This window comes from Hymenobacter sp. APR13 (assembly GCF_000737515.1).
Taxonomy (GTDB): Bacteria; Bacteroidota; Bacteroidia; order Cytophagales; family Hymenobacteraceae; genus Hymenobacter.
In genome coordinates this window covers 94,413-117,032 of sequence record NZ_CP006587.1, presented here as the reverse complement: position 1 = coordinate 117,032, position 22,620 = coordinate 94,413, and the positions used below count along the sequence as shown (strand labels likewise).

At 62.3% G+C, this 22,620-nt stretch carries 22 protein-coding genes; 13 read left to right on the top strand and 9 right to left on the bottom strand.

Translation table 11 applies throughout. The features are described from left to right. The first annotated feature begins 97 nt into the window (after positions 1-97). Together N008_RS00445 and N008_RS00440 are read left to right on the top strand one after the other, a co-directional pair. The gene (locus tag N008_RS00445) at positions 98-724 is read left to right on the top strand and encodes a bifunctional nuclease family protein (protein ID WP_044012883.1); all 627 of its coding nucleotides are present in this window, start codon (positions 98-100) and stop codon (positions 722-724) included. 129 nt (positions 725-853) lie between these two features. Beyond that, positions 854-1,399 carry a YfiT family bacillithiol transferase gene (locus tag N008_RS00440; RefSeq protein WP_044012881.1) on the top strand — a complete coding sequence of 182 codons (546 nt, stop codon included), beginning with the start codon at positions 854-856 and terminating at the stop codon, positions 1,397-1,399. Between the two features lie 184 nt (positions 1,400-1,583). Here the strand turns inward: N008_RS00440 and N008_RS00435 are convergent, their stop codons facing one another. Further along, on the bottom strand, positions 1,584-2,393 hold the full coding sequence (locus N008_RS00435) for an ABC transporter ATP-binding protein (protein ID WP_044012878.1): 810 nt from the start codon (positions 2,391-2,393) through the stop codon (positions 1,584-1,586). Positions 2,394-2,481: 88 nt separating this feature from the next. After that, positions 2,482-3,213 (bottom strand): MlaE family ABC transporter permease, encoded by a 732-nt coding sequence (locus N008_RS00430; RefSeq protein WP_044012876.1) that lies wholly within the window; start codon positions 3,211-3,213, stop codon positions 2,482-2,484. Positions 3,214-3,316: 103 nt separating this feature from the next. Here N008_RS00430 and N008_RS00425 point away from each other — a divergent pair, with 103 nt between their 5' ends. Beyond that, a complete protein-coding gene (locus N008_RS00425; RefSeq protein WP_044012873.1) occupies positions 3,317-4,030 on the top strand; it encodes an SDR family oxidoreductase in 714 nt (237 codons plus the stop codon). A 108-nt stretch (positions 4,031-4,138) separates the two neighbouring features. Here N008_RS00425 and N008_RS00420 read toward each other — a convergent pair whose 3' ends face one another. Then, on the bottom strand, positions 4,139-4,834 hold the full coding sequence (locus N008_RS00420) for a GIN domain-containing protein (protein WP_197062917.1): 696 nt from the start codon (positions 4,832-4,834) through the stop codon (positions 4,139-4,141). 90 nt (positions 4,835-4,924) lie between these two features. Here N008_RS00420 and N008_RS00415 point away from each other — a divergent pair, with 90 nt between their 5' ends. From N008_RS00415 to gldC, 7 genes are all read left to right on the top strand, one after another. Continuing rightward, complete coding sequence (locus N008_RS00415) at positions 4,925-5,617, top strand: SDR family oxidoreductase (protein WP_044012868.1); 693 nt, start codon at positions 4,925-4,927, stop codon at positions 5,615-5,617. A 137-nt stretch (positions 5,618-5,754) separates the two neighbouring features. After that, positions 5,755-6,663, top strand: a complete 909-nt coding sequence (gene gldA, locus N008_RS00410) for a gliding motility-associated ABC transporter ATP-binding subunit GldA (RefSeq protein ID WP_044012865.1) — start codon at positions 5,755-5,757, stop codon at positions 6,661-6,663. Positions 6,664-6,802: 139 nt separating this feature from the next. Further along, the gene (gene gldF / locus N008_RS00405; RefSeq protein ID WP_044012862.1) at positions 6,803-7,528 is read left to right on the top strand and encodes a gliding motility-associated ABC transporter permease subunit GldF; all 726 of its coding nucleotides are present in this window, start codon (positions 6,803-6,805) and stop codon (positions 7,526-7,528) included. A gap of 141 nt (positions 7,529-7,669) precedes the next feature. Next, on the top strand, positions 7,670-9,382 hold the full coding sequence (gene gldG / locus N008_RS00400; protein ID WP_044012859.1) for a gliding motility-associated ABC transporter substrate-binding protein GldG: 1,713 nt from the start codon (positions 7,670-7,672) through the stop codon (positions 9,380-9,382). Between the two features lie 12 nt (positions 9,383-9,394). Continuing rightward, positions 9,395-9,673: a hypothetical protein gene (locus N008_RS00395; RefSeq protein ID WP_156108941.1), complete on the top strand. Its 279-nt coding sequence runs from the start codon at positions 9,395-9,397 to the stop codon at positions 9,671-9,673. A gap of 166 nt (positions 9,674-9,839) precedes the next feature. After that, the gene (dnaN, locus tag N008_RS00390) at positions 9,840-10,964 is read left to right on the top strand and encodes a DNA polymerase III subunit beta (protein ID WP_044012853.1); all 1,125 of its coding nucleotides are present in this window, start codon (positions 9,840-9,842) and stop codon (positions 10,962-10,964) included. Between the two features lie 137 nt (positions 10,965-11,101). Then, positions 11,102-11,440, top strand: a complete 339-nt coding sequence (gene gldC, locus N008_RS00385) for a gliding motility protein GldC (protein ID WP_044012849.1) — start codon at positions 11,102-11,104, stop codon at positions 11,438-11,440. Positions 11,441-11,510: 70 nt separating this feature from the next. Here gldC and N008_RS21135 read toward each other — a convergent pair whose 3' ends face one another. The 6 genes from N008_RS21135 to N008_RS21130 all read right to left on the bottom strand — a co-directional run bounded on the left by N008_RS21135 (position 11,511) and on the right by N008_RS21130 (position 17,229). Beyond that, on the bottom strand, positions 11,511-12,023 hold the full coding sequence (locus N008_RS21135) for a hypothetical protein (RefSeq protein WP_052381030.1): 513 nt from the start codon (positions 12,021-12,023) through the stop codon (positions 11,511-11,513). 184 nt (positions 12,024-12,207) lie between these two features. Continuing rightward, a complete protein-coding gene (gene dcd, locus N008_RS00375; RefSeq protein ID WP_044012846.1) occupies positions 12,208-12,744 on the bottom strand; it encodes a dCTP deaminase in 537 nt (178 codons plus the stop codon). Between the two features lie 124 nt (positions 12,745-12,868). Then, on the bottom strand, positions 12,869-13,720 hold the full coding sequence (locus N008_RS00370) for a hypothetical protein (RefSeq protein WP_156108940.1): 852 nt from the start codon (positions 13,718-13,720) through the stop codon (positions 12,869-12,871). Positions 13,721-13,870: 150 nt separating this feature from the next. Further along, positions 13,871-15,193 carry a glutamate-1-semialdehyde 2,1-aminomutase gene (hemL, locus tag N008_RS00365; protein WP_044012840.1) on the bottom strand — a complete coding sequence of 441 codons (1,323 nt, stop codon included), beginning with the start codon at positions 15,191-15,193 and terminating at the stop codon, positions 13,871-13,873. Between the two features lie 100 nt (positions 15,194-15,293). Beyond that, positions 15,294-16,859, bottom strand: coding sequence for an ABC transporter substrate-binding protein (locus N008_RS00360; protein ID WP_052381029.1), 1,566 nt, complete (start codon positions 16,857-16,859; stop codon positions 15,294-15,296). A gap of 1 nt (position 16,860) precedes the next feature. Then, positions 16,861-17,229, bottom strand: a complete 369-nt coding sequence (locus tag N008_RS21130; protein WP_052381028.1) for a hypothetical protein — start codon at positions 17,227-17,229, stop codon at positions 16,861-16,863. Positions 17,230-17,663: 434 nt separating this feature from the next. On the opposite strand from N008_RS21130, the gene N008_RS00355 reads away from it, so the two are divergent. The 3 genes from N008_RS00355 (at position 17,664) to N008_RS00345 (ending at position 22,477) form a co-directional block, all read left to right on the top strand. Further along, the gene (locus N008_RS00355; RefSeq protein WP_044012836.1) at positions 17,664-19,394 is read left to right on the top strand and encodes a peptidase domain-containing ABC transporter; all 1,731 of its coding nucleotides are present in this window, start codon (positions 17,664-17,666) and stop codon (positions 19,392-19,394) included. A 117-nt stretch (positions 19,395-19,511) separates the two neighbouring features. Further along, entirely contained in the window at positions 19,512-20,912 is a 1,401-nt protein-coding gene (locus N008_RS00350; RefSeq protein WP_081910523.1) for an HlyD family secretion protein, read from the top strand. A gap of 8 nt (positions 20,913-20,920) precedes the next feature. After that, a complete protein-coding gene (locus N008_RS00345; protein WP_197062916.1) occupies positions 20,921-22,477 on the top strand; it encodes a TolC family protein in 1,557 nt (518 codons plus the stop codon). Positions 22,478-22,620 lie beyond the last annotated feature (143 nt).

Here is a 22,620-nt window from a genome sequence, read left to right as displayed (position 1 = left end):
CTGTAATGTGCGAAATGCGGGAAATGTGCTGCGGCCGTTCCCGTATTTCGCACATTTTCACATTCTTCGCACCAGCAAATTCACCAAGACCCTACTTGTGAAAAAAATACCGCTCGAAATCCTGGGCCTCTCGTCCAGCCAGTCGCAGTCGGGTTCCTTTGCCCTCATCCTGGGGGAGAAGACCGGCAACCGACGCCTGCCGATCATCATCGGCATGTTTGAGGCGCAGAGCATTGCCATTCAGATAGAGAAAATTAACCCGAACCGGCCCCTCACGCACGACTTGTTCAAGTCGTTTGCCGAGCAGGTACACGTGGCCGTGCTGGAAGTCCTGATTTCCGACCTGAAGGAAGGCGTGTTCTACTCCAAGATTGTGTGCTCCGACGGGGCCACTACCTTCGAGCTGGATTCGCGCCCTTCCGACGCCATTGCCATCGGCCTGCGCTTCGGTGTGCCCATCTTCACGGTGGAAAGCGTGCTGAGCGAAGCCGGTATCATTCTGTCGGACCTCGATGAAAACGCCGAAGACTCGGACGACGACGAGGATGACGACGACGAGGACGACACCAACGAGGGCCCGGCCAAGCCGGCTCCCACGCCCCGCGAGCCCAGCGGCCAGGTGTCCTTGGACGAGCTGACCAAGATGCTGGCGCAGGCGCTGGAGCGCGAAGACTACGAGAAAGCCGCCAAAATCCGCGACGAACTCAACAAGCGCGACAGCTAAGCCGCGGCTTGTCTGAAATAACTGAAAGGCCTTCCTGCCCGGGAAGGCCTTTTTTGTGCCTGAACCTTGGCCTGCGAAGGTTCGGCTGCGCCCGGCTGCCGTACTTTGCGCCCCCAACCCGTCTTTACCATGTCTGATTCTGCTTCTTCCGACCTCCGCTACCCCATCGGCCGGCCCGTGCTGCCTGAGGCGCCGCTGGACCACGGCCGCCGCACGGCCTACATTGCCCACCTGGCCACCCTGCCCGACCAGGTGCGGGCCGCCGTGGCCGGCCTCACGCCCGCCCAGCTCGACACGCCCTACCGCCCCGGCGGCTGGACCGTGCGCCAACTCGTCCATCACCTGCCCGACTCGCACCTGAACGCCTACACCCGCTGCCGGCTGGCCCTCACCGAGGACAACCCCACCATCAAGCCCTACGACGAAGCCGCCTGGGCCGAACTGCCCGATGTGGAGGCCACGCCGCCGGCCGTATCGTTGGCGCTGCTGGAGGCGCTGCACATTCGCTGGGTGCGGCTGCTGCGTAACCTCACCGAGGCCCAGTGGCAGCGCACCTTCCACCACCCCGATTCCGGCTGCAACTTCACGCTGGACCAGGCGCTGGCATTGTACTCCTGGCACAGCCGGCACCATTTGGCTCATATCACGGAGCTGCGCCGCCGCGAGCAGTGGTAGCTGGCAGGGCGAGGATGAAGGGCAGCGTACCCGTTGCTTTCTTCTGAGCCTGAAAATCGTAATGACAAAGCCCTCCGGCGGTAGTTCAGTGAACTACTGCCGGAGGGCTTGCTTGTAAGGGTAATTCGGGTCGGCGAGGGGAAAGAATGTCTGATCTTCCATCCATCCTAGCAACGATAGGAAGCTACACTTCTGAAAGCGGCTCGTTGGCCAAAGCTTCCAGACCGCCTTCCGATTCTTCGTCGACGCGCTTAGCGGCGCGTACGAGGCTGCTGCTGAAGATGAACTCGCGCAGTTCTGGCACTTTGGCGTTCAGGATTTCATCCTTGGTGCCGTCCCAGAGCTTGAGGCCCTTGTGCATGAAGATGATATGGTCACCGATTTCCACCACCGAGTTCATGTCGTGGGTGATGACGACGGTGGTGATGCCGTATTCGTGCGTGATTTCGTGAATCAGCTCATCGATTTTGATGCTGGTGGCGGGGTCGAGGCCGGAGTTGGGCTCGTCGCAGAACAGGTAGGTGCAGTTGGGGGCAATGGCGCGGGCAATACCCACGCGCTTTTTCATGCCGCCCGAAATTTCGGAAGGCATTTTATTGCCAGCATTTTCCAAGCCCACGCGCTTCAGGCAGAATTCCACCCGGTCGCGGCGTTCCTCCTTGCTCATTTCCGGCGTGAGCATCTTCAGCGGAAACTCAGTGTTTTCATACACCGTCATCGAGTCGAACAGGGCCGAGCCCTGGAACAGCATCCCGATTTTGCGGCGGATTTCCTGCCGGATATCCACCTTGTTGTTGGTAAACACCGTGCCGTCGAAGGTGATGCTGCCCAGGTCGGGCTTCATCAACCCAACAATGCACTGCAGCAGCACGCTTTTGCCGGTGCCGGAGCCACCCAGCAGCAGGTTGCACTTGCCGGTTTCGAAGGTGCAGGTGATGCCTTTCAGTACGGGGTTGCCGTTGAACGACTTCTGGATATTATGGACCTCAATCATTGGGTGAATGGCTTAATGGCTATATGGTTGATTGTTGGTCAGGCTTATCAAAACAGCCAGCCATTTAACCATACAGCCATTCAACAATTTAAAGTAGAATAGCGGCCAGCGCGTAGTCGGCCAGCAGAATGGCAATGATGGAGTTGGTAACCGCGCCCGTGCTGGCGGCTCCTACTTCCAGGGCGCCGCCCTCAGTGTAGTAGCCTTTGAAGGAAGAAATGGCTGACACCAGGAAGGCAAACACCACTGACTTGATCAGGGCGAAAAGAATGTTGTAGGGGACGAAGTCGGTGCGAATGCCTTCAATGTACTCCTGGGCCGACATGGCGCCGGAGAGCGTGCCGGCCAGGTAGCCGCCCATGATGGAGAGCATCATGGCCAGAATCACGAGCAGCGGAAACATGAGCATGGCGGCAATGATGCGCGGCAGCACCAGATAGGAGGCCGAGTTGATGCCCATTACTTCCAGCGCTGATACCTGCTCGGTGATGCGCATGGTGCCCAGGCCGCCGGCAATGCTGCTGCCCACCTTACCGGCCAGCACGATGCTGGTGATGGTGGGGGCCAGCTCCAGAATGGTCATCTCGCGCACCATGAACCCGATAGTGCTTTTCGGGATGAGCGGGTTGATGAGGTTGTAGGCAATCTGCACGCACGTTACGGCCCCGATGAAGGCCGAAACGATGGACACGATAAACACCGAATCGGTGCCGATGAGGATGCACTCGTCGATGGTACGCTGCCAGAGCACGGCAAACCGCTCCTTGCGGGAGAGCATACTCTGGATGAACAGCAGGAAAGAGCCGAAGGTCTTAACCATGAGGTAAGGAGAATGAGAGGAAAAGCAGGAACTTGCGCAGCGGCGCGCACGGGGCATTTCGGCCCCGCGTACTTACGTGAAAACCGAAATAACAACCAAAGGAATGGAAAAATATGTGGTAGTAACCGGCGGAACCAAAGGAATTGGCCGGGCGGTGGTGATGCGCTTTCTGCGAGCCGGCTGGCCGGTGGTTACGTGTGCCCGTTCTGCCGAGGATCTGGCGGCCCTGCAAACCGATATGCGGCAGCAGTTTCCGCAGGCCGTGCTGCACACGCTGCCCGCCGACCTGAGTGAAACCAACGAGTGCCGCCGCTTCACGGATTTCGTGCTGGGCCTGGGCGGCGCCGTGGAGGTGCTGGTGAACAACACCGGCTCGTTTCTGCCCGGCCGCCTGCAGGATGAGCCCGCCGACGGCTCGCAGCTGCGCCAGATGCTGGCCGTGAACCTGCTCAGCGCCTACGACGTGACCTTGCCGCTGCTGCCTGGCCTGATTGCGCGCCGCCAGGGCCATATTTTCAACATCTGCTCGACGGCCAGCATTGCGGCCTACGCCAACGGCGGCTCCTACGGCATTGCTAAGCACGCCCTGTACGGCTTCAGCCGCAACCTGCGCGAGGAGCTGAAAGAACAGCAGATCCGGGTGACGGCCGTGCTGCCCGGCGCCACCCTCACCGCCAGCTGGGAAGGCGTAGACCTGCCGGCAGAGCGTTTCATCCGGTCGGAAGACGTGGCAGAAGCCATTTTCGGCGCCTACAGCCTCTCGCCGCAGGCCGTAATCGAGGAGCTGCTGATCCGCCCGCAGCTGGGGGATTTGTAGGTGGAAGCTTGGGGGTAGTAGTGCGAATCCTTTGCTTCGCGTTTCCGACAGTTTGATGAGGCCAGAACAGACGCGAAGCAAAGGCTTCGCGCTACTGCCCCCAAGACCCTAATTCAGCTTCACCACTTTGCCTTTGCCCGTCACTTGCACATTGGCAGTGGTGGGGTTGCCGGAGTAGTAGACGGTGGCGGGGCCGGCCAGCGTGCCGGCTACTTCCTCCGAGCCGTTGACGTAAATGTCGTTGCCGGCGTAAATGGTCAGGTTGAGATAGCAGGCGCGGGCCCGCATATCGGTGGCGTAGAAGCGGCCTAGCCCGCCGCCGGAGAGCAGCAGCTGGTCGGTGGTGCCGCGCAGGCGGTAGTCGCCCAGCTCGTACTGGTCGAGCCAGAGGTAGCGGCTCTGCAGGTCGAGGTCGTAGTCGCCGGTGCCTTTCATGTGGTAGTAGGCGGTGTCGGCCCGGAACCGACCCTGGGTGCGCACGGTGCCTTGGCCGGTGTGGTCCATGTTGATGAGGCGGGGCAGGTGCAGCACCACGTCGTGGGCCACGTCGTAGCTGCGGGCCCAGTTGCAGCGGCTTTCGTTGGTGATGAACAGGCGCGGGCCCTGCACTTCCAGCTTGAGGTCGGCCTGCAGGTGGGAGCCGGTGCGGACTTCGGCGTAGGTGGCCGTGTCCTGCACCAAGGTCACGTTCACGTTGTCGGCCACGGTGAGGTCGTGGAAGGCAGGCAGCTCGCGGCGCTCGGTGGTTTCCTGGCCCGCGCTGGTCAGGCAATCGTCGCTGCCGCACGACGCTAACAGCCCCACACTCAGCCCCAAGGCCAGCGCGACACGTAAAACCCCGCGGGGGCCACTAACTTGCACTCCAAACGTACGCCCAACCATCATTCTACAGCTATGGAACTCAGCGGCAAGGTAGCCATTATCACAGGCGTCAGCAAAGGAATCGGGCGCGCCACCGTCGAGGCGCTGCTGGCCAAAGGGGCCGAGGTAGCCGGCTGGGGCCGCACCGCCCCCGACGACTTCAAGCACCCACGCTTCCACTTCATCAAGTGCGACATCCGCCAGGAAGCCGACGTGCAGAAAGCCTACGCCGCCACCACCAAGCTGCTCGGCGACAAGGTGCACGTGCTGGTCAACAATGCCGGAATCGGCAACTTCGGCCCGATTGATGGCTTCGAGGCCGCCGAATGGCACGCCATGTTCGATACCAACGTGCACGGCCTGTTCTACTGCACCAAGGCCGTGCTGCCGCAGATGAAAAAGCAGAAGGAAGGCCACATCATCAACGTGGCGTCGTTGGCGGGCACGGCCGGCACGGCCAACCTGGCCGGCTACTGCGCCACCAAGTACGCCGTGCGCGGCTTCTCCGATGCGCTTTTCAAGGAAGTTCGCCCGCAGGGTGTGCGCGTAACCTGCGTGATGCCCGGCTCGGTGGAAACCAACTTTGGCGGCATGGAGCCGGGCGCCGAGCCCAACCCGCACAAGATGCAGCCCGAGGACATTGCCGCTACCATCGTGCACACACTGGAAGCCCCGCAGGCCACCATGATTTCCGAAATTCAGATGCGGCCCACGCAGCCGAAATAGTCTGCTGCACGATACGTTGTCATGCTGAGCGAAGTCGAAGCATCTTTACCGCTTTGCCTGCATGGCATTGCAACGGAGCGGTAGAGATGCTTCGACTTCGCTCAACATGACGGTCAGGTTTACAGGTCACACATCCTATGGTAGAAATTCAACATCTGACCAAACTCTTCGGCACCCAGGCGGCCGTGAATGATATATCGTTCACGGTGGGCAAAGGCGAGATTCTGGGGTTTCTGGGGCCGAATGGCGCGGGCAAGTCCACGACCATGAAGATGGCCACCGGTTACCTGCCGCCCTCGGCCGGTACCATCGTCATTGAGGGCTACGACGTGCAGACGGCGCCGCTGGAAGTACGCCGTCGTGTGGGCTACCTGCCCGAGCACAACCCGCTCTACCTCGATATGTACGTGCACGAGTACCTGGAATTCATCGGGTCGGTGCACGGGCTGGGCGGCAGCACGCTGCGCCAGCGGGTGCGCCAACTGGTGGACCGGGTAGGGCTGGGGCGCGAGCAGAGCAAGCTGATCGGGGCGCTGAGCAAAGGCTACCGCCAGCGCGTGGGTCTCGCGCAGGCGCTCATCCACGACCCCGGCGTGCTCATCCTCGACGAGCCCACCACCGGCCTCGACCCCAATCAGATCAGCGAAATCCGCACCCTGATCCGGGAACTGGGTCAGGACAAAACCGTCATTTTCAGCACCCACATCCTGCCCGAGGTGGCCGCGCTCTGCAGCCGGGCCATCGTCATCAACCGCGGCCAGCTCGTGGCCGACTCACCGGTGGCGGAGCTGGGCGGCAAGGCCCTGCGCGAAACCATCATCCGCGCCGAGTTCGAGCAGGCCATCGACCCTGCGCCGCTGCTGGCGCTGCCCGGCATCCGGAGCGTGGACGTAGAAACCGGCCACACCTACCGTATCCGGGCCGCCGCCGGCTCCGACCAGCGCGGCGCCATTTCGCGTCTGGCTGCTGCTCAGGGCTGGGTGCTGCTGGGGCTGCGCCAGGAAGAGCAGAACCTGGAGCAGGTGTTCCAGGAGCTGACGAAGTAACGCTTGACCGTCATGCTGAGCTTGCCGAAGCATCTCGCGTGCTGACTCAGGATTAGTAACTCAACGTCAGCACGCGAGATGCTTCGGCAAGCTCAGCATGACGTTCTTACAACCACTCATCACCTCATTACCCGCCTAGATGCTCGCCATCCTTCGCAAAGAATTCAACAGCTTCCTCAACTCGCCTATTGCCTACGTGGTGATAGGGGTGTTTCTGGTGGCTACGGGCCTGTTCGTGTGGGTCTTTCCGGATAGCTCGGTGCTCGATTCGGGCTTTGCCGACCTGCAGACGCTGTTCAACATCGCGCCCTGGGTGTTTCTGTTCCTGATTCCGGCCCTCACCATGCGCACCTTCGCCGAGGAAAAGAAGGCCGGCACCATGGAACTGCTGCTCACGCGTCCGCTCACCGACGGCCAGATAATAGGAGGGAAGTACCTGGCCTGCCTGCTGCTGGCCTTGCTGGCGCTGCTGCCCACGCTGCTCTACTACTACTCGGTGTACCAGCTGGGCGCGCCCGCCGGCAACATCGACTCGGCGGCTACGGTGGGTTCCTACCTGGGTCTGGGGCTGCTGGCGGCGGTGTTTGCGGCCATCGGCGTGTTTGCCTCGGCCATCACCCGCGACCAGATTATTGCCTTTCTGGTGGCGGTAGTCGGCTGCTTTCTGGTGTACTCGGGCTTCGATTCGGTGGCGTCGGTATTCGATGGGGCACCGGCTTACTACATCGGCCAGCTCGGCATTGCGGCCCACTACCGCGACATCAGCAAAGGCCTGCTCGACTCCCGCGACCTGCTGTACTTTCTTAGCCTGATTGCCGGCCTGCTGCTTGGCACGCGGCTGGTGCTGCAAAGCCGCAACTGGTAGCAGGCCGTTTGCCTCACCCCCTAGCCCCCTCTCCTGCAGAGAGGGGGAACTAGCTCTAGAAAAATATGGTGCTAACAAGCTAAAAACTAGTCCCCCCTCTCTGCAGGAGAGGGGGCTAGGGGGTGAGGCCCCCGACAGAACATGCCCGAAACACAATCCCCCGCGCCCATCCAAACCCGCAAACGCCGCGACCTGACCCGCTTTCTGCTGGTTATCGGCCTGCTGCTGCTGTTCAACTTTCTGGGCCAGCAGTTCTTTTTCCGGCTCGATCTGACGGAGGAGAAGCGCTACACCATGGCGGAGGCCACCAAGGAGCTGCTGCAGAAGCTGCCGCAGCCCGTTACCGTGACGGTGTACCTCGACGGCGACTTCCCGCCGTCGTTCCGGCGCCTGCAGCAGGCTGTGCGCGAAACCCTCAACGAAATGCAGGTCTACGGCGGCCAGAACCTGCATTACGTGTTCATCGACCCGTCGGCGGCCGGCACCGAGCAGGCCCGCAACGCCTACTACGCCACGCTGCTCAAAAAAGGCCTGCGCCCCACCAACCTCGGGGCCAACGAAAACGGCAAGCGGGTCGAGAAGATCATCTTCCCCTGGGCTACCGTATCGGCCGGGGGCAAGGAGCAGCAGGTGCTGCTGCTGCGCGGCAACCAGGCCGCCCCGGCTGACGTGCGCCTCAACCAGAGCATCGAGGGGCTGGAGTACGAAATGGCCAGCGCCATCCGCCGGGTGGTGCCCGGCCAGCGCAAGCGCATTGGGGTGGTGGAAGGCCACGGCGAGCTAAGCAACGCCGAAGCCGGCGACCTGATTGGCTCGCTCAGCCAGTTCTACGACGTGTTCCGGGTGAACCTCGCCCAGACCCGCCCCCAGGACTTGCGCACGCTCAGCGCCTTGGTGGTGGCCAAGCCCGCCGGCACGTTCTCGGAGCCCGAGAAGTTCAAGCTCGACCAGTTTGTCACGCACGGCGGCAACGCGCTGTTTTTCGTGGATGCCATGCGCGTGAACCTCGACAGCGCCAGCCGCGGCGGCATGCTCTCGTTCCCCATCCAGACCAACCTCGACGACCTGCTGTTCAAGTACGGCGTGCGCGTCAACCCTGACCTGCTGCTTGACCTCAACTCTGGCGTCATCCCGCTCGTGACCGGCATGATGGGCAACAAGCCCAAGGTGGAGCCCATGCCATGGCAGTTCTACCCGCTCATCAACAACTTCAGCCAGCACCCCATCACCCGCAACCTCGACGCGGTGTACACCAAGTTTGTGAGCAGCATCGATACGGTGAAGGCCGTCGGGATTCGTAAGACGCCGCTGCTGTTCACCTCGCGCTACACCCGCGTGCTGCCCTCGCCGGTGCCCGTCAACCTCAACGACGCCCGCCTGGAGCCCAACCGCCAGCTCTACACCTCGCAGTTCAAGCCCGTTGGCTACCTGCTAGAAGGCCAGTTCCGCTCGCTCTACGCCAACCGCGCCGAGCCCGGCACGGCCCGCTTCCAGCCCGCCACCAGCCCCCAGGACCGCCCCGCCAAAGTGCTGGTGCTCTCCGATGGTGACTTCGTGCGCAACGACGTGGACCCCAAAACCGGCCGCCCCCTGCGCCTGGGCTTCGACCGCCTCGCTGCCACCGAGTTTGCCAACCGCGAGCTGGTGCTCAACGCCGTGGACTACATGCTCGATGAAAGCAACCTGATATCGGTGCGCAGCAAGCACATCACGCTCCGGCCCCTCGATAAGCTGCGCGTGGCCGAGGAGCGCCGCCAGTGGCAGCTGCTGAATCTGGTGGCCCCGCTGGTGCTGCTGGGCGTGTTTGGCGCCGTGCGGGCCTGGCGCCGGAAGCGGCGGTACGCGCGGTTTTAGGAAATAGCAGCCTTGTCTGTTGCAGGTTTTCAAGCACACAGCCGGATGGAAGAACTGTTCACGGTCTTGTTTGAAGTGCTGATGGAGGGCATATTCAGTACCATCGTACTGGCTCCCGTCGGGTTTGTGTACCTGTACCTGCGGCACCGCAGCCGGATGCAAGCACGGCGCGTGCTGATAAAAGAATACGAAAGCAGCTACGCCAATGCCGGGCTGGTCGTGGTCTGGAAGGTGGTGGCAGCCGTCGGCATTCTGTTGGTGCTGGCGTTGCTGCTGACTGTGGTGCTGTAGTCCTTGTTCTCCGCAGCCTGGCTCAGCTAGGCTGCTTTTCGGCGTCCTGCGTTCGGCGTACGTACGCTGAACGAAGTACAGGCCAACCGGTTTTTGCACTAGAAAACCCCGCCCCGGTTTCCTATCTTTGTCTCCCTTCCAAAAACACTCCCGAACCCCATCCTTTATGAAGTTCATCGTCTCGTCTTCCGCCCTGCTCAAGCAGCTTCAGAGCATCAACGGCGTGGTCACGAACAACCCTGTGGTGCCGATTTTGGAGAACTTCCTCTTTGAAATCGAAGACGGCAAGCTGACGATTACGGCCTCCGACCTGGAAACGAGCATGATGACCGAGCTGCCCGTGGAAGCCCGCGAAAGTGGCCGCATTGCCGCGCCCGCCCGCATCTTGCTCGACACCCTGAAAAACCTGCCCGACCAGCCCGTGACCTTCACGCTGGACGAGGAAACCTACAGTATCGAAATTGCCAGCTCCAACGGCCGCTACAAGCTGGCCGGCGAAAACGCCACCGACTTCCCCCGCGTGCCCGTTGTGAAAGGCTCTACGCCGGTGGAAATCCCGTCGTCGTCGCTGAGCCGCGCCATCAACAAGACCATCTTCGCCGTCAGCACCGACGAGCTGCGCCCGGCCATGACTGGCATTCTGGTGCAGCTGGCCGACAATCAGGTAACCTTCGTGGCCACCGACGGCCACCGCCTGCTGCGCTACCGCCGTTCCGACGTGGGCGCCGGCCAGACCGCCAACCTCATCATTCCGCGCAAAGCCTTCAACCTGTTGAAAGGCGCGCTGCCCTCCGAGGCCACGCCGGTGCGCGTGGAGTTCAACAACTCCAACGCCTTCTTCAGCTTCAACCAGATGCGTCTTGTGTGCCGCCTGATTGATGAGCGCTACCCCGATTACGAAAACGTCATTCCGGTCAGCAACCCCAACAAGCTCATCATCAGCCGCCAGGAGCTGCTGAACTCGGTGAAACGCATCAGCATCTACTCCAACAAAACCACCCACCAGGTGCGCCTGCGCCTAGCCGGCTCCGAGCTGACCGTATCGGCCGAGGACCTCGACTTCTCGAACGAAGCCAACGAAAAGCTGGCCTGCCAGTACGACGGCGAAGACATGGAAATCGGCTTCAACGCCAAGTTCCTGCAGGAAATGCTCAGCAACATCGACTCCGAGGAAATCACGCTGGAGCTGAGCACGCCCAACCGCGCCGGCCTGCTCATGCCCACCCTCGCCGACGACAACGAAAGCATCTTGATGCTGGTGATGCCGGTGATGCTGAACAACTACGTTTAACTTTTGCATTACTTCAGCACGTCATGCAGAGCGGAGCGAAGCATCTCGCCAGTATAGTAATTCAATACATGAGTTTACTGCACTGGCGAGATGCTTCGCTCCGCTCTGCATGACGTGCTTTTTCACCTTCTGAACCCATGAAGAAATCCGAAATCCGCTTTAGCATTGCCCTCGACGACCAGAAAGTGCCGGAGGCAATCAGCTGGACTGCTACCGATGCCGGCCCTGACATTCACTTTGCCAAAGCCATCAACGTGGCCATCTGGGACCGGGACCAGGATGGCACCATGAAGATTGACCTCTGGACCAAGGACATGCCCATCGATGCCATGAAATATTTCGTGGTTGACAACATCGGTGCCATGGCCGAAACTATCATGACGGCCACCAACGACGTGGTAATGGCTACCAAGATGCGCGACCTGTGCCGCGCCCTCACCGACCACATCGACGAGGAAAACAACAAGCAGAAGTAGGCCTCGCGGCCCACAAAAAAAGCCCGCCTCGGCAGCTGCTGAGCGGGGCTTTTTTTGTGAGAATAAACTACTAGCGGGTGGTGCTGGCCGGCTTGCGGGCCGGGGCAATTACAGCGCCGCTAGAGGCAGGGGATGGGTTTTGCACCGAGTTTACGAAGTCGGAGTTGACATTGCCAGAGCGCGAGGCGTAGTCCTTGTCATACTTATAATATGCTGAGCGGGAGCCGTAGTAGTTGCTGTACTGGTCGTTGGAAAGCACGGCCTGCAATTCCCGGTCGCGCTCCTTGCACACGGCACCGCACTGCTCGTCGATGAGCTTGGGGTTGCCGGCGTTGCGCTGCTCGATAGCAGCCATCTTGGCAATCTTGTCTTCGTTGATGGCGCGCAGGCGGGTTGCCTGGTAGCCGTTGAGGCGCAGCTCGCGGGCCATCTGGTCGGAGAGGCGGGCGGCGCGCACCTGCACCGGCGTCAGACGCGGCGACGATTGGGTTTTATCTTTAGGAGCCAGGGCCGGCTTTTGCTGGGCCTGCGAGCCGAGCGTGGCGGCCAGCAGCAGGGCAGCAGTAGCAAGTTGGTTTCTCATGGTAGACTTATCGTTGATCGTTCGAAAATCGGGAAAACCAGCGAAGCCAGAGGGAGAACCGGCAGCCAGTTGCTAGTTCCTAACGAAAAACTGTGCCAAGGAGTTTATACTGAAAGCAAAAAGGCGTTTTGCCAAGCCTATATACAGGCTCAGCAAAACGCCTTACGGACAGCGCGATACTGCGCTAGAACTGGTTTTTCCACATCATTGACTCCACGGGCTTCACGGTCCGCTCGTTGTACTTGGCGTTGGGCTTGCGGTTATAGAACGTCTCTACATCGCCCTGTACGCTGAAGTAAATCAGCTGGCCCACGGGCATCAGGTAGTACACGCGCACCGGCATCGACACGCTGATTTCCAGGGTCCAGGTGTTGCAGAAGCCGATGTCGCCTTTGCCGGCGGTGGCGTGGATGTCGATGCCGAGGCGGCCGACGCTGCTCTTGCCCTCCAGAAACGGCACGTGGGCGTGACTCTCGGTGTATTCCTCCGTAACGCCCAGATAGAGCACGCCGGGCTGCAGCACGAAGCCTTCCTCCGGGATTTCGAATACGTCGATTTCGTTGTGCTTGCGGGCGTCCAGTACTTTGTCGCGGTAGGTGGCCAGGTAGCGGCCCAGGTGCACGTCGTAGGAATTGGTGCCGAGGCAGCTCCGGTCGTAGGGTTCGATGACGATGTTGCCGCGCTCAATCTCGGCGAGAATCTGCTGGTCGGTCAGGATCATGTAGGGGGTGAATTAGCAATTAGGAATTAGTAAGTAAGAATTGGCTGTAATGAGTTAGCGTTATCATAAGGCTAAAAAGCCACAGGTAGCGCATGCTTACTCATTACTAATTCTCAATTACTAATTATACCTCTTCCTCGTCGTAGCGGTCTTTGGGCAGGGCGTTGGAGCGGGAGCGGGGCTTGGTGGGCTGCTGCTCCAGCTCTTCGGCCAGGCCGTCGAGGCGGGCGCGTAGGTCGGGCAGCACGCTGGTTACGAGCAGCAGCAGCAGCAGCGTGGAGGTGGCCGCCAGCAGCAGCGTTAGGTAGTCGAGCCAATCGTGGCGTACCGGCACATCGAGGGGTCGGGGGCTGCTGCTGACTGAAGTAGTGACCGTGGTAAGCGGCGCTTCGGGCTGCGGCGCCGGATCTTCGGTAGCGGCCGAGGTGGTGGCCGGCGCATCGACATCCGCAGGCGGCACGGCCGCGCCATCGGCCGACAGCTCTTCCGGCACGGGGTCTTCGGAGGCGTTGAAACGGGCGGCGCCCTGCGAAATCACGCGCTGCAGCGCCCGGATGAGGGCCACCCGCTCGTCGCGGGGCAGGACCCGAATGAAAAACTCGAAGTTCTTGTCTACCAGTACGCTGCCCAGCTGCTTCTCAAACTCGGCCAGATCGGTGCGGCCCTTCCCGAAGCGGCTTTTGTAGCGCTCCGATACGCCGTTGTAGTTCTGAAACAGCGTTTGCAGGTCGGCGCGGCCGTTGAAATCGGTGAAGTCGCGGCGAGCCTTGGCCGTGCGCATGGAAGCCGGGAACTTGCGCCGCGTAAACGACTTGTCGTACACGGTTTCCATGGTGCGGAAGTTGAGCTCGTCTACGGTGCGGTCGAAAAGCTGCTTGTTGGCGGCGGCCGGGGTGCTGTTCTGGGCCGGCAGCGCAACCGGCACAGCTAGCCACAGCAACAGGAAAAGGGGCAGCAACAAACGAAATCGGGACATGGCAGCGCAAATGGTTGCCGCAAAGGTAACACGTTGCCCATACGCTTGCGCGGGTTTTTATCCACTACTGCCAGCAAAGGAAAAGCCTCTCCACAGATAGTAGGGAGGCTTTCCGAGGTTTGCAGGAATACCTGGGCCGACAGGCTGGTACTACAGGCCGTGGGCTTCGCGCATGGCTTCGCGGCAGGCCGTGAGGTAGTGGTCAACCAGCTCGTCGGTAATGGCGGTGCTCACGAACAGGGCCTCGTACTGCGCCGGCGCCAGATAGATACCGCGGTGCAGCATGCCCTGGAAGTACCGGCCAAACGCCTCGGTGTCGGAGGTTTTGGCGTCTTCGAGGTTGCGCACGGGCTTGTCGGTAAAGAACACGCTGAACATCGAGCCCACCTGGTTGACGGTGTAGTTCAGGCCCAGCTCCTGGCAGATCTGGCGGGTGCCATCGGCGAGGCGGGTGGTGATGCGGTTCAGCTCGTCGTAGAGTTCGGGGTGCTGCTGCAGGTAGGTGAGCTGGGCAATGCCAGCGGCGGTGGCAATGGGGTTGCCGGAGAGCGTGCCCGCCTGGTACACCTTGCCGGCGGGGGCCACGTTGTCCATGATGTCCTGGCGGCCGCCGTAGGCGCCCACGGGCATGCCGCCTCCGATGATTTTGCCCAGCGTCGTCATGTCGGGCGTGATGCCGTAGAGCTCTTGCGCGCCGCCGCGGGCCAGGCGGAAGCCGGTCATCACCTCATCAAAGATGAGCACGATGCCGTGCTGGGTGCACAGCGCGCGCAGGCCCTGCAGATAGCCTTCGGCTGGGGCTACCAGGCCCATATTGCCCACTACGGGCTCCAGAATCAGAGCTGCAATCTGGCCGTCGTTGGCGGCAATGGCTTGTTCCACGGCGGCCAAGTCGTTGTAGGGCACCGTGAGGGTGTCCTGGGCCACGCCGGGCGTCACGCCGGGCGAGTCGGGGGTGCCGAGGGTGAGGGCGCCCGAGCCGGCCGCAATCAGGAACGAGTCGCCGTGGCCGTGGTAGCAGCCTTCAAACTTGAGGATCTTGGTGCGGCCCGTGTAGCCGCGCGCCACCCGGATGGCCGACATGGTGGCCTCGGTGCCTGAGTTCACCAGCCGTACTTTCTCGATGCTGGGCACCATCTGCTTGATGAGCTCGGCCATTTCCACCTCGCGGCGGGTAGGCGCGCCAAACGACAGCGAGTTGCCGATGGCTCCTTGCACGGCATCCAGCACAATCTGCGGCGCGTGGCCCAGAATCATCGGCCCCCAGGAGTTGATGAAGTCCAGGTAGCGGTTGCCATCCACATCAGTGAGCCAGGCGCCCTGCGCCGACTGCATGAACACGGGGTGCCCGCCTACGGCCCGGAAGGCGCGCACCGGCGAGTTCACGCCACCGGGAATGTGGTCTTTGGCGCGCGTAAACAGCGCATCGGAAGTGGAAAGGTTGAGGGCAGGGGTGAGGGTAGCTTGCGACATAAGGGGTATGTAGCGCGAAGCTTCTGCTTCGCGTAGCGTTGAGTGACAGTTTTCAGACAGGCCAGAAGCTGGCCAAGAGCCCTTTGTTTCAGGTAACAACCTACCGGATGCCCACGGGGTTCAGCACTTCCACTTCCAGCCGCTCCAGCTTGGTGATGGGCACGTACTGGTTGTCGTGGGTGCCGCCGGGGTAGCCGATGCCCTGGAACACCGCGCCGGAAACCGGGCCGCTGGCGGCCAGGTTCTGCTGGAAGGCCGGGCCGTACTGATGCAGCTGCGAGCCGAAGTAGTAGAGCAGCTCGAAGCCGGTGAAGGCAAACACGGAGGGCGGCAGCTTCTGGCGCTGCAGGTAAAGCTGCCGGAATCGGCGCACGCCGGGGTTGGTGCGGTCCAGAAACTTGGAATGCACAAAGTACACGTCGCGGGCGTCGAGCTGATAGAGGCCCACGCGGCTGTTATCGAGCCAGGAGGCGTAGGTGATGAGCGGCACGCGGGCTTCCTGGGCTTTCATGACCCCAAACGTGTAAGGCCCCGCCTTTTTGGCGTCGGAGGCCACCACCAGGTGCCCTACGGACTTCAGGTCGAGCCCGGCAAAGCCGGTGCTGAGCGACTCATCTGCGTCGGAATTGATGCGGCGCAGCTGCAGCACGCGGCCGCCGAGGGCCTCGTAGGCCTGCTTGTAGGCCAGGCCAAAGGCGGTTTCGTCTTTGGTGTCTTCGTGGAGCACCACGGCCGTGCGCGGGCCCCCGAGGCGGCTGAAGGCAAACTGCGCCGCCTGCCGGGCCTGGGTGGCCGTGCTGGGCTCGTAGAGATAGTGCCAGGGGTTGTCCAGCACCAAATCGGCATCCTGCGACAGGGGGTTGACGCACAGAATCTGGCGCTGCTGGGCGTAGCGGGCCAGAATCCGGGCGCCCGACTTATACACCGGCCCGATGAGCATGTCCATGCCGGCCAGCTCGGGCAACGCCAGCACCTGCTTGAGCTGCAGCGTATCGGCGCCGGTATCGTAGGCAAACAGCTGCACCGGCCGGCCCTCGCGCTGCAGCGAGTCCTGGGCCAGGCGCAGGCCGGCGTACAGGTCCGTCACGAACTGGTTTTTGCGGCGCGTTTCCCAGCTCGGGTCGTTGAACTCGAAGGGCAGCAGCACCCCGATGTTGTAGGTGCTTTTGCGCTGGGCCCGGGGGCGGGGCGTGTAGCGGGTACGGTCGAGGGCAAACTGCGTAATCAGCTGGTCGAGCTGGGGCTTGTCGGCGTCGGTGTACCAGCCACCGTTGGCCAGCTTGCCGGCGTAGGCGCGGCCCAGCGCCGCTTCCTGCGGGTAGGTCTGGAGCAGGCCTTGGAAGGTGGCCTTGTCTTTGATGCGCGGCAGGTACACGGCCTTCATGTTCTCGCGCTCCGTGGCGAGGCGGTCGGGCGGCAGCTGGGCCAGCACGCGCAGGGCGTTGTCGAAGTCGCCCTGTTCAAACGACACCTGCCCCTGCAGAAAGAAGGCTTCCGGCAGATTGGGCCACTGCGGATACTCGCTGCGCAGCAGATTCAGCATCTGCTCGGCCTCGGGCCACTTGGCGGCTTTGGTGGCCGCCACGGCGTAGAGGTAGGCTGCTTCCGGAGCCCGGCTGAACTTGTTGCCGGGAGCCGTGAGGGGCTCCAGCTCCTGCAAGGCCAAGTCATAGCGGGCCTGGCCGATGAGGGTTTTTGCCGTTTTTGTAGCGCGTATTGAAATCCGAGGAGCCCAGGTTGGCAGGCAGGGGCGGGCCCTGCGGCCGGGCCGGGGCCGGCGTAACGGGTTTGGCCGCCGCAGCCGTGGCTTTAGCCGGCGTGGCGGTTTTGGCGGGCATAGTGGTAGTAGTGGCTGGCTTGGCACCCGGAGCTGCCGGCTTACCGGCAGTAGTAGCAGGCTTGGCCACCGCTGGCTTGGCTGGGGCCTTGGCGGGCGTGGTAGCCGGCCGGGCAGCTGACGGGGTAGTAGTCGGGCGAGCGGGCTGCTGGGCCAGGGCCGGAGTAGCCAGGGCCAGACCGGTACTCAGGCAAGCCAACCGAAAAGCAAAATGATACCGCATGGCAGAGAAGCCAGAAGTGAGAGGCGGGAGAGAGGAATAACAGGCGGGCCGAAACCCACGCGGCAAAGGTACGCAGGAACGCCGGGGAAGATATGTTGCGGCTACTACGCACCGGCAAAGCCAGAACCGGCACAAAAACCGCCCTCCACCAGCACCTGCTGAAACACGCGTCCGGCTCAGGCAGTTTAAGGGGGGCTGTTCTCACCGCCGCTGCTCCTTTAATGTAAAGTTAAGCTCCATTTAATGCAGGTTTAAGTCCTTGCCTTGGTACCCGCCGTAATTTTGTGCCGGGTATGTCTGCTACCAGCCTCGGCACTGCCGGCTTATAGTGCGCAACCCCGGACAGGCCAATCGGGCCGGTTCATCCTGTTCTGCTTCCTACTCTCACACTTACCTCCTGACCTCCTTCTATGGCAGATTCTTCTGCTTCTGCTCTCAGCCCCGGCCAGCGTCTCTGGCGCCTGCTGGCTTCCGAGAAGCGCGACATCACCTATTTGTACGTGTACGCGGCCCTGGCCGGGTTCATCAACCTTTCCTTGCCGCTGGGCGTGCAATCCGTTATCGGGTTTGTAAGCAGCGGCGACGTCAGCACCTCGCTGGTGGTGCTCATCAGCTTCATTGTGCTGGGCACGCTGCTGGTAGGCGGCCTGCAGGTGATGCAGGTGTATCTGGTCGAGTTCATTCAGCAGCGCCTGTTTGCCCGCATCAGCCTCGATTTCGCGGTGCGCCTGCCGCGCGTGCGCACTGAAAGCCTCGACGGCGAATACCTGCCCGAGCTGATGAACCGTCTGCTTGATGCTCCTACCCTGCAGAAAGGCCTGGCCACCATTCTGATAGAGTTTTCCGCCGCCGCCCTGCAGATTCTGTTCGGCGTGATTTTGCTTTCGTTCTACCACCCCATCTTCATTGCCTTCGGCGTACTGCTGGTGCTGCTGCTGGTGCTGATGCTGCGCGCCACTGGCCCCAAAGGCCTGAGCAGCAGTCTGCAGGAATCGAAGTACAAGTACAAGGTAGTAGCCTGGCTGGAAGACGTGGCCCGCACCGTGCAGACCTTCCGGCACCCGCCCCGTCAGGAGCTGGCCCTGGAGCGCACCGATAAGCTGGTGGAGGGCTATCTGAGCGCCCGGCAAACTCACTTCAAAGTGCTGCTCACCCAATACTGGGGCTTCGTGGCCTTCAAAACCCTCATTACGGCCGGCCTGCTCATCATCGGTTGCTGGCTGCTGATTGACCGGCAGATCAATATCGGGCAGTTTGTGGCCGCCGAAATCGTCATCATCCTCACTATTTCGGCCGTGGAGAAAGTCCTGCTGAAGCTGGACGTGGTGTACGACGCCCTGACCTCGCTCGACAAGATCGGGCACGTGCTGGACCTGCCAGTGGTGAACCCACAGGCGGCCACCAACCTGCCGCTGCCGGCCGTGCGCAATGGGCTGCGGGCCGAACTGCGCCACCTGGGATATCAGTATCCGCATGGGCAGAAAGAGCCACTGCAAGGCATCACCCTCACCATTGAGCCTGGCGAGCACCTGGGGCTGGCCGGCTACGACGGCTCGGGCAAAACCACGCTCCTGCGCATTATGGCTGGCCTGCTGACCGAATACACCGGCGTTATTGCCTACGATGGCTTGGCCCTGCAGGACCTGTCGCCGGAGTCGCTGGGGCAGCACGTCGGCGACAACATCTCGCACCAGCACCTCTTCGATGGCAGCATCCTCGACAACATCACGTTGGGGCAGGTCGGCATCGGGTCCGACGATGTGGCCTGGGCGCTGGATCTGGTAGGCCTGCGCGACAACGTGTACGCCCGGCCGCTGGGCCTGAACACCCCGCTTGGTGCCGGCACGCCCCTGGCCGACAGCACCCGCCAAAAGCTGCTGCTGGCCCGTGCCTTGGTGCGCCGCCCGCGCCTGCTGCTGCTCGACGGCTTCCTGCCTGGCGTAGAGCCCGCGGAACGTCTGCGCATTCTGCGCCACGTGCTGAATCCGGAGCTTCACTGGACCATCGTGCTGGCCTCCAACGACCTGCGCCTGACCGCGCTATGCCCACGCCTGGCCGTGTTGCGCGAAGGCCACTTAATCGCCAATGGGTCATTTGAAGTCGTAGCGGCGCAGCCAGATGTGCAGGAACTGCTGGCCTAAGGGAAACTGGTGTAGCGGGTGCTCTGTTAAAGGCCTGATTGTCCGGATATAGAAAGTTGCCGGCAGTTGCTCATCGGGGCGCCCATTCAACAAATCAACAATTAAGCAACTCACTAGATGGCTTTTGCCGAAAATCCGCTTGCTGAAACCAACCCGCTAACCGGGCGCTTTCGCTCGTTTACGCACGTTCAGACGCCCCAGGCCGGCCGTACGCTGGCCCGCTGGTCGGCTGGCCTGGGGCTGCTGGTGTTGGTGGCCGGCTTTCTGCCCTGGACCCAGAACATCCGTTCCACCGGCTCGCTCACCACGCTGCGCCCCCAGGACCGCCCTCAGACCGTGCCTAGCACCATTGCCGGCCGCATTGAGCGCTGGCGTGTGCGCGAGGGCCAGCGCGTGCGCAAAGGCGATACGCTGGTAGACATTGCCGAAGTCAAGGAAAAGTACTTCGACCCGCAACTGGTGCAGCGCACCAGCGAGCAGCTCAACGCCAAAATTGGGGCGCTGGGGGAGAACCGCGCCAAAGATCAGGCCCTGCTCAACCAGCAGGTGGCCTTGCGCCAGTCCCTGCGCGTGAGCCTCGATAAGGCCCGCAACAAAGTAGAGCAAAGCCGCCTGAAGGTGAATTCCGACCAGGCCGACCTGCGCGCCGCCCAGAACGATTTCACGATTGCCGAGCGCCAACAGGAGCGCCAGGAAGCCCTGTATAAGCAGGGGCTGAAATCCCTGACCGAGCTGGAGCAACGCCGCCTGAAATTTCAGGAAAGCACTGCCAAGCTGCAGTCGGCCCAAAACAAGCTCGACGCCAGCCGCCAGGAGCTCACCAACTCGCAGCTGGAGCTGGCTTCGCTGAACGCCGAATACCAAGACAAGCTGGCCAAGTCGGAGTCCGACCGGCGCTCCGTGACGGCCTACCAGTTTGATACCGAAGGCCAGATTGCCAAGATGCGCAACGAGCTGGCCAACCTGAGCATCCGCTCCGGCTTCTACCAGATTACGGCCCCGCAGGACGGTTACGTGGTGCGAGCCCTCAAAGAAGGCCTGGGCGAAATCGTGAAGGAAGGCGAGCCGATTGTGACGGTGATGCCCATTGCACCGACGCTGGCGGCCGAGTTGTACGTGAAGCCCATGGACATTCCGCTGCTGAGCGTGGGCCGCAAAGTGCGGCTGCAGTTTGATGGCTGGCCGGCGCTGGTGTTCAGCGGCTGGCCCGGCACCAGCTTCGGCACGTTCGGCGGCGTGGTATCCGTCATCGACAACATCGACTCGCAGGGCCAGTACCGCGTGCTCGTGACGCCCGACCCAGAGCAGGAAGCATGGCCCCCGCCGCTGCGCGTAGGCTCCGGCGTATATGGCTGGGCCCTGCTCGACGACGTGCCGATCTGGTACGAGCTCTGGCGCCAGGTGAACGGCTTCCCGCCCAATTTCGTGGGTAAGCCCGCTACAGCCAAGGCGACGTATGGCAAACCCGATAAAGGTGGCAAAGCCGAAGCGTCCAGCGAAGAAGAGGAAGCCAAATGAGCCAGGGTGTGAATCTGAATCTGGCTTCCTGGCCTCAGCAGGGGCGGTGGGTCCGTTGGGCGGCCCTGCCGGCGCTGCTGCTGGCTTTGCTGAGCGCGTCTGCAGTTTCGGGCCAGGGCCGGCCTGTTCGGTCGCCGGTGATTAGCGCGCCGGCGCTGGTGGCCCGCCCCATAGAGCTGCCCGATACTGGCCGCGTATTCGGCCTGAACGACCTGCTGACCTATGTGGCCCTGCGCCATCCCGTGGCCCGGCAGGCCGGCCTGCTGCCCGAGCGCGCCCTGCAGGAAGTGCGCTACGCCCGCGGCCTCTTCGACCCCACGGCCACCAGCAAATACTACGGCAAGACGTTTAAGGGCAAAGAGTATTTCCACGACTGGGACTCGCAGCTGCGGATTCCGGTCTGGTATGGGCTGGATATAAAGGCTGGCTTCGAGCGAGGTGTGGGCACTTACATCAACCCCGAAAACTACACCGCTCCGGTGGGCCTGAGCTACGTGGGCCTTTCGGTGCCGCTGGCCCAAGGCCTGCTAATTGACGAGCGGCGGGCGGCCGTGCGCCAGGCCCAGGCCCTGCAAGGCTTGGCCGAGGCCGAACGGCGTTCGGCCCTCAACAAACTGCTGTTGCAGGCCGCCAAAGACTATTGGGACTGGACCCTGAACTTTCGTCGCCGCGAACTGCTGCGCCAGAACGCCGAACTGGCCGACATTCGCTTCCGGGCGGTGCGCGAGCGGGTGCGCCTCGGCGACTTGGCCGCCATCGACTCGGTGGAGGCGCTGACGGAGCTGCAAAACCGGCTGGCTACGCTCAGTCAGGCGCAGGTGCAATGGCAGAACGCCACCCTGCAGCTCAGCAACTACCTCTGGGACGAGCAGCAGCAGCCCCGCGAGCTGCCCGTTGGCGTGCGCCCCCAGTCCCTGCCCGGCCCCACCGACTGGCGCTCATTGCCGCCCGATTCCCTGGCGGCCCTCACGGCGCTGGCCCAGCAGATTCACCCGGAGCTGCAGAAAAGCCGCGCCAAGCTGGCCCAGCTGGGCATCGAACGGCGCCTGCTCAACAACAAGCTGCTGCCCAAGCTCACCCTCGACTACAACCTGCTGCAGGCCGGCCAGCCGTTCAACCCCGAAAAGGCGGCCAGCCTGAGTGGCACCTATCTGCAGAACAACTACAAGCTGGGCGTGAGCTTTGCGTATCCGCTACTGCTGCGCCAGGAGCGCGCCAAGCTGCAGCTCAACCGCCTCAAGCTGCGCGAAACCGAGCTAGACCTGCAGCAGGACAGCCGCGAAATCCAGACCGGCGTGCGCGCCGCGGCCAACGACTGGGAAGCACTGCGGGAGCAGCTGCGCCTGCAGGAGCAGGTGGTGCAGAACGCCGGCCGCCTGCGCAACGGCGAGCAGATCCGCTTCGAAAACGGCGAAAGCTCGGTGTTCCTCATCAACACCCGCGAGGCCAGCCTAGTGAGTGCCCGCGTGAAACTGGCCGAGCTGCAGGCCAAGTACGCCCAAACCCAGGCCACGCTACGCTGGGTTGCCGGCGGGATAGATGGCGTAGACGCAGTAGAGCCCTAAGCGGCACCGGCTGTGGCGCGGACTTCAGTCCGCAGCCCGGCAGCAGCGGCGGTACTGCCCAACGAAGCCCGGCCGGGTTGGGCTACGGACTGACGTCCGTGCCACTGGCTTTCCAATAAACATCGACCCGGACTGTGGTATGG

Bases quoted from the DNA above. Each gene is read 5' to 3' on its own strand.
- N008_RS00425 (WP_044012873.1), top strand. From the start codon at position 3,317: ATGGAAAAATATGTGGTAGTAACCGGCGGAACCAAAGGAATTGGCCGG.
- N008_RS00435 (WP_044012878.1), bottom strand. From the start codon at position 2,393: ATGATTGAGGTCCATAATATCCAGAAGTCGTTCAACGGCAACCCCGTA.
- gldC (WP_044012849.1), top strand. From the start codon at position 11,102: ATGAAGAAATCCGAAATCCGCTTTAGCATTGCCCTCGACGACCAGAAA.
- dnaN (WP_044012853.1), top strand. From the start codon at position 9,840: ATGAAGTTCATCGTCTCGTCTTCCGCCCTGCTCAAGCAGCTTCAGAGC.
- gldA (WP_044012865.1), top strand. From the start codon at position 5,755: ATGGTAGAAATTCAACATCTGACCAAACTCTTCGGCACCCAGGCGGCC.
- hemL (WP_044012840.1), bottom strand. From the start codon at position 15,193: ATGTCGCAAGCTACCCTCACCCCTGCCCTCAACCTTTCCACTTCCGAT.
- N008_RS00415 (WP_044012868.1), top strand. From the start codon at position 4,925: ATGGAACTCAGCGGCAAGGTAGCCATTATCACAGGCGTCAGCAAAGGA.
- N008_RS21135 (WP_052381030.1), bottom strand. From the start codon at position 12,023: ATGAGAAACCAACTTGCTACTGCTGCCCTGCTGCTGGCCGCCACGCTC.
- gldF (WP_044012862.1), top strand. From the start codon at position 6,803: ATGCTCGCCATCCTTCGCAAAGAATTCAACAGCTTCCTCAACTCGCCT.
- dcd (WP_044012846.1), bottom strand. From the start codon at position 12,744: ATGATCCTGACCGACCAGCAGATTCTCGCCGAGATTGAGCGCGGCAAC.
- N008_RS00370 (WP_156108940.1), bottom strand. From the start codon at position 13,720: ATGTCCCGATTTCGTTTGTTGCTGCCCCTTTTCCTGTTGCTGTGGCTA.
- N008_RS00355 (WP_044012836.1), top strand. From the start codon at position 17,664: ATGGCAGATTCTTCTGCTTCTGCTCTCAGCCCCGGCCAGCGTCTCTGG.
- N008_RS00430 (WP_044012876.1), bottom strand. From the start codon at position 3,213: ATGGTTAAGACCTTCGGCTCTTTCCTGCTGTTCATCCAGAGTATGCTC.
- N008_RS00440 (WP_044012881.1), top strand. From the start codon at position 854: ATGTCTGATTCTGCTTCTTCCGACCTCCGCTACCCCATCGGCCGGCCC.
- gldG (WP_044012859.1), top strand. From the start codon at position 7,670: ATGCCCGAAACACAATCCCCCGCGCCCATCCAAACCCGCAAACGCCGC.
- N008_RS00350 (WP_081910523.1), top strand. From the start codon at position 19,512: ATGGCTTTTGCCGAAAATCCGCTTGCTGAAACCAACCCGCTAACCGGG.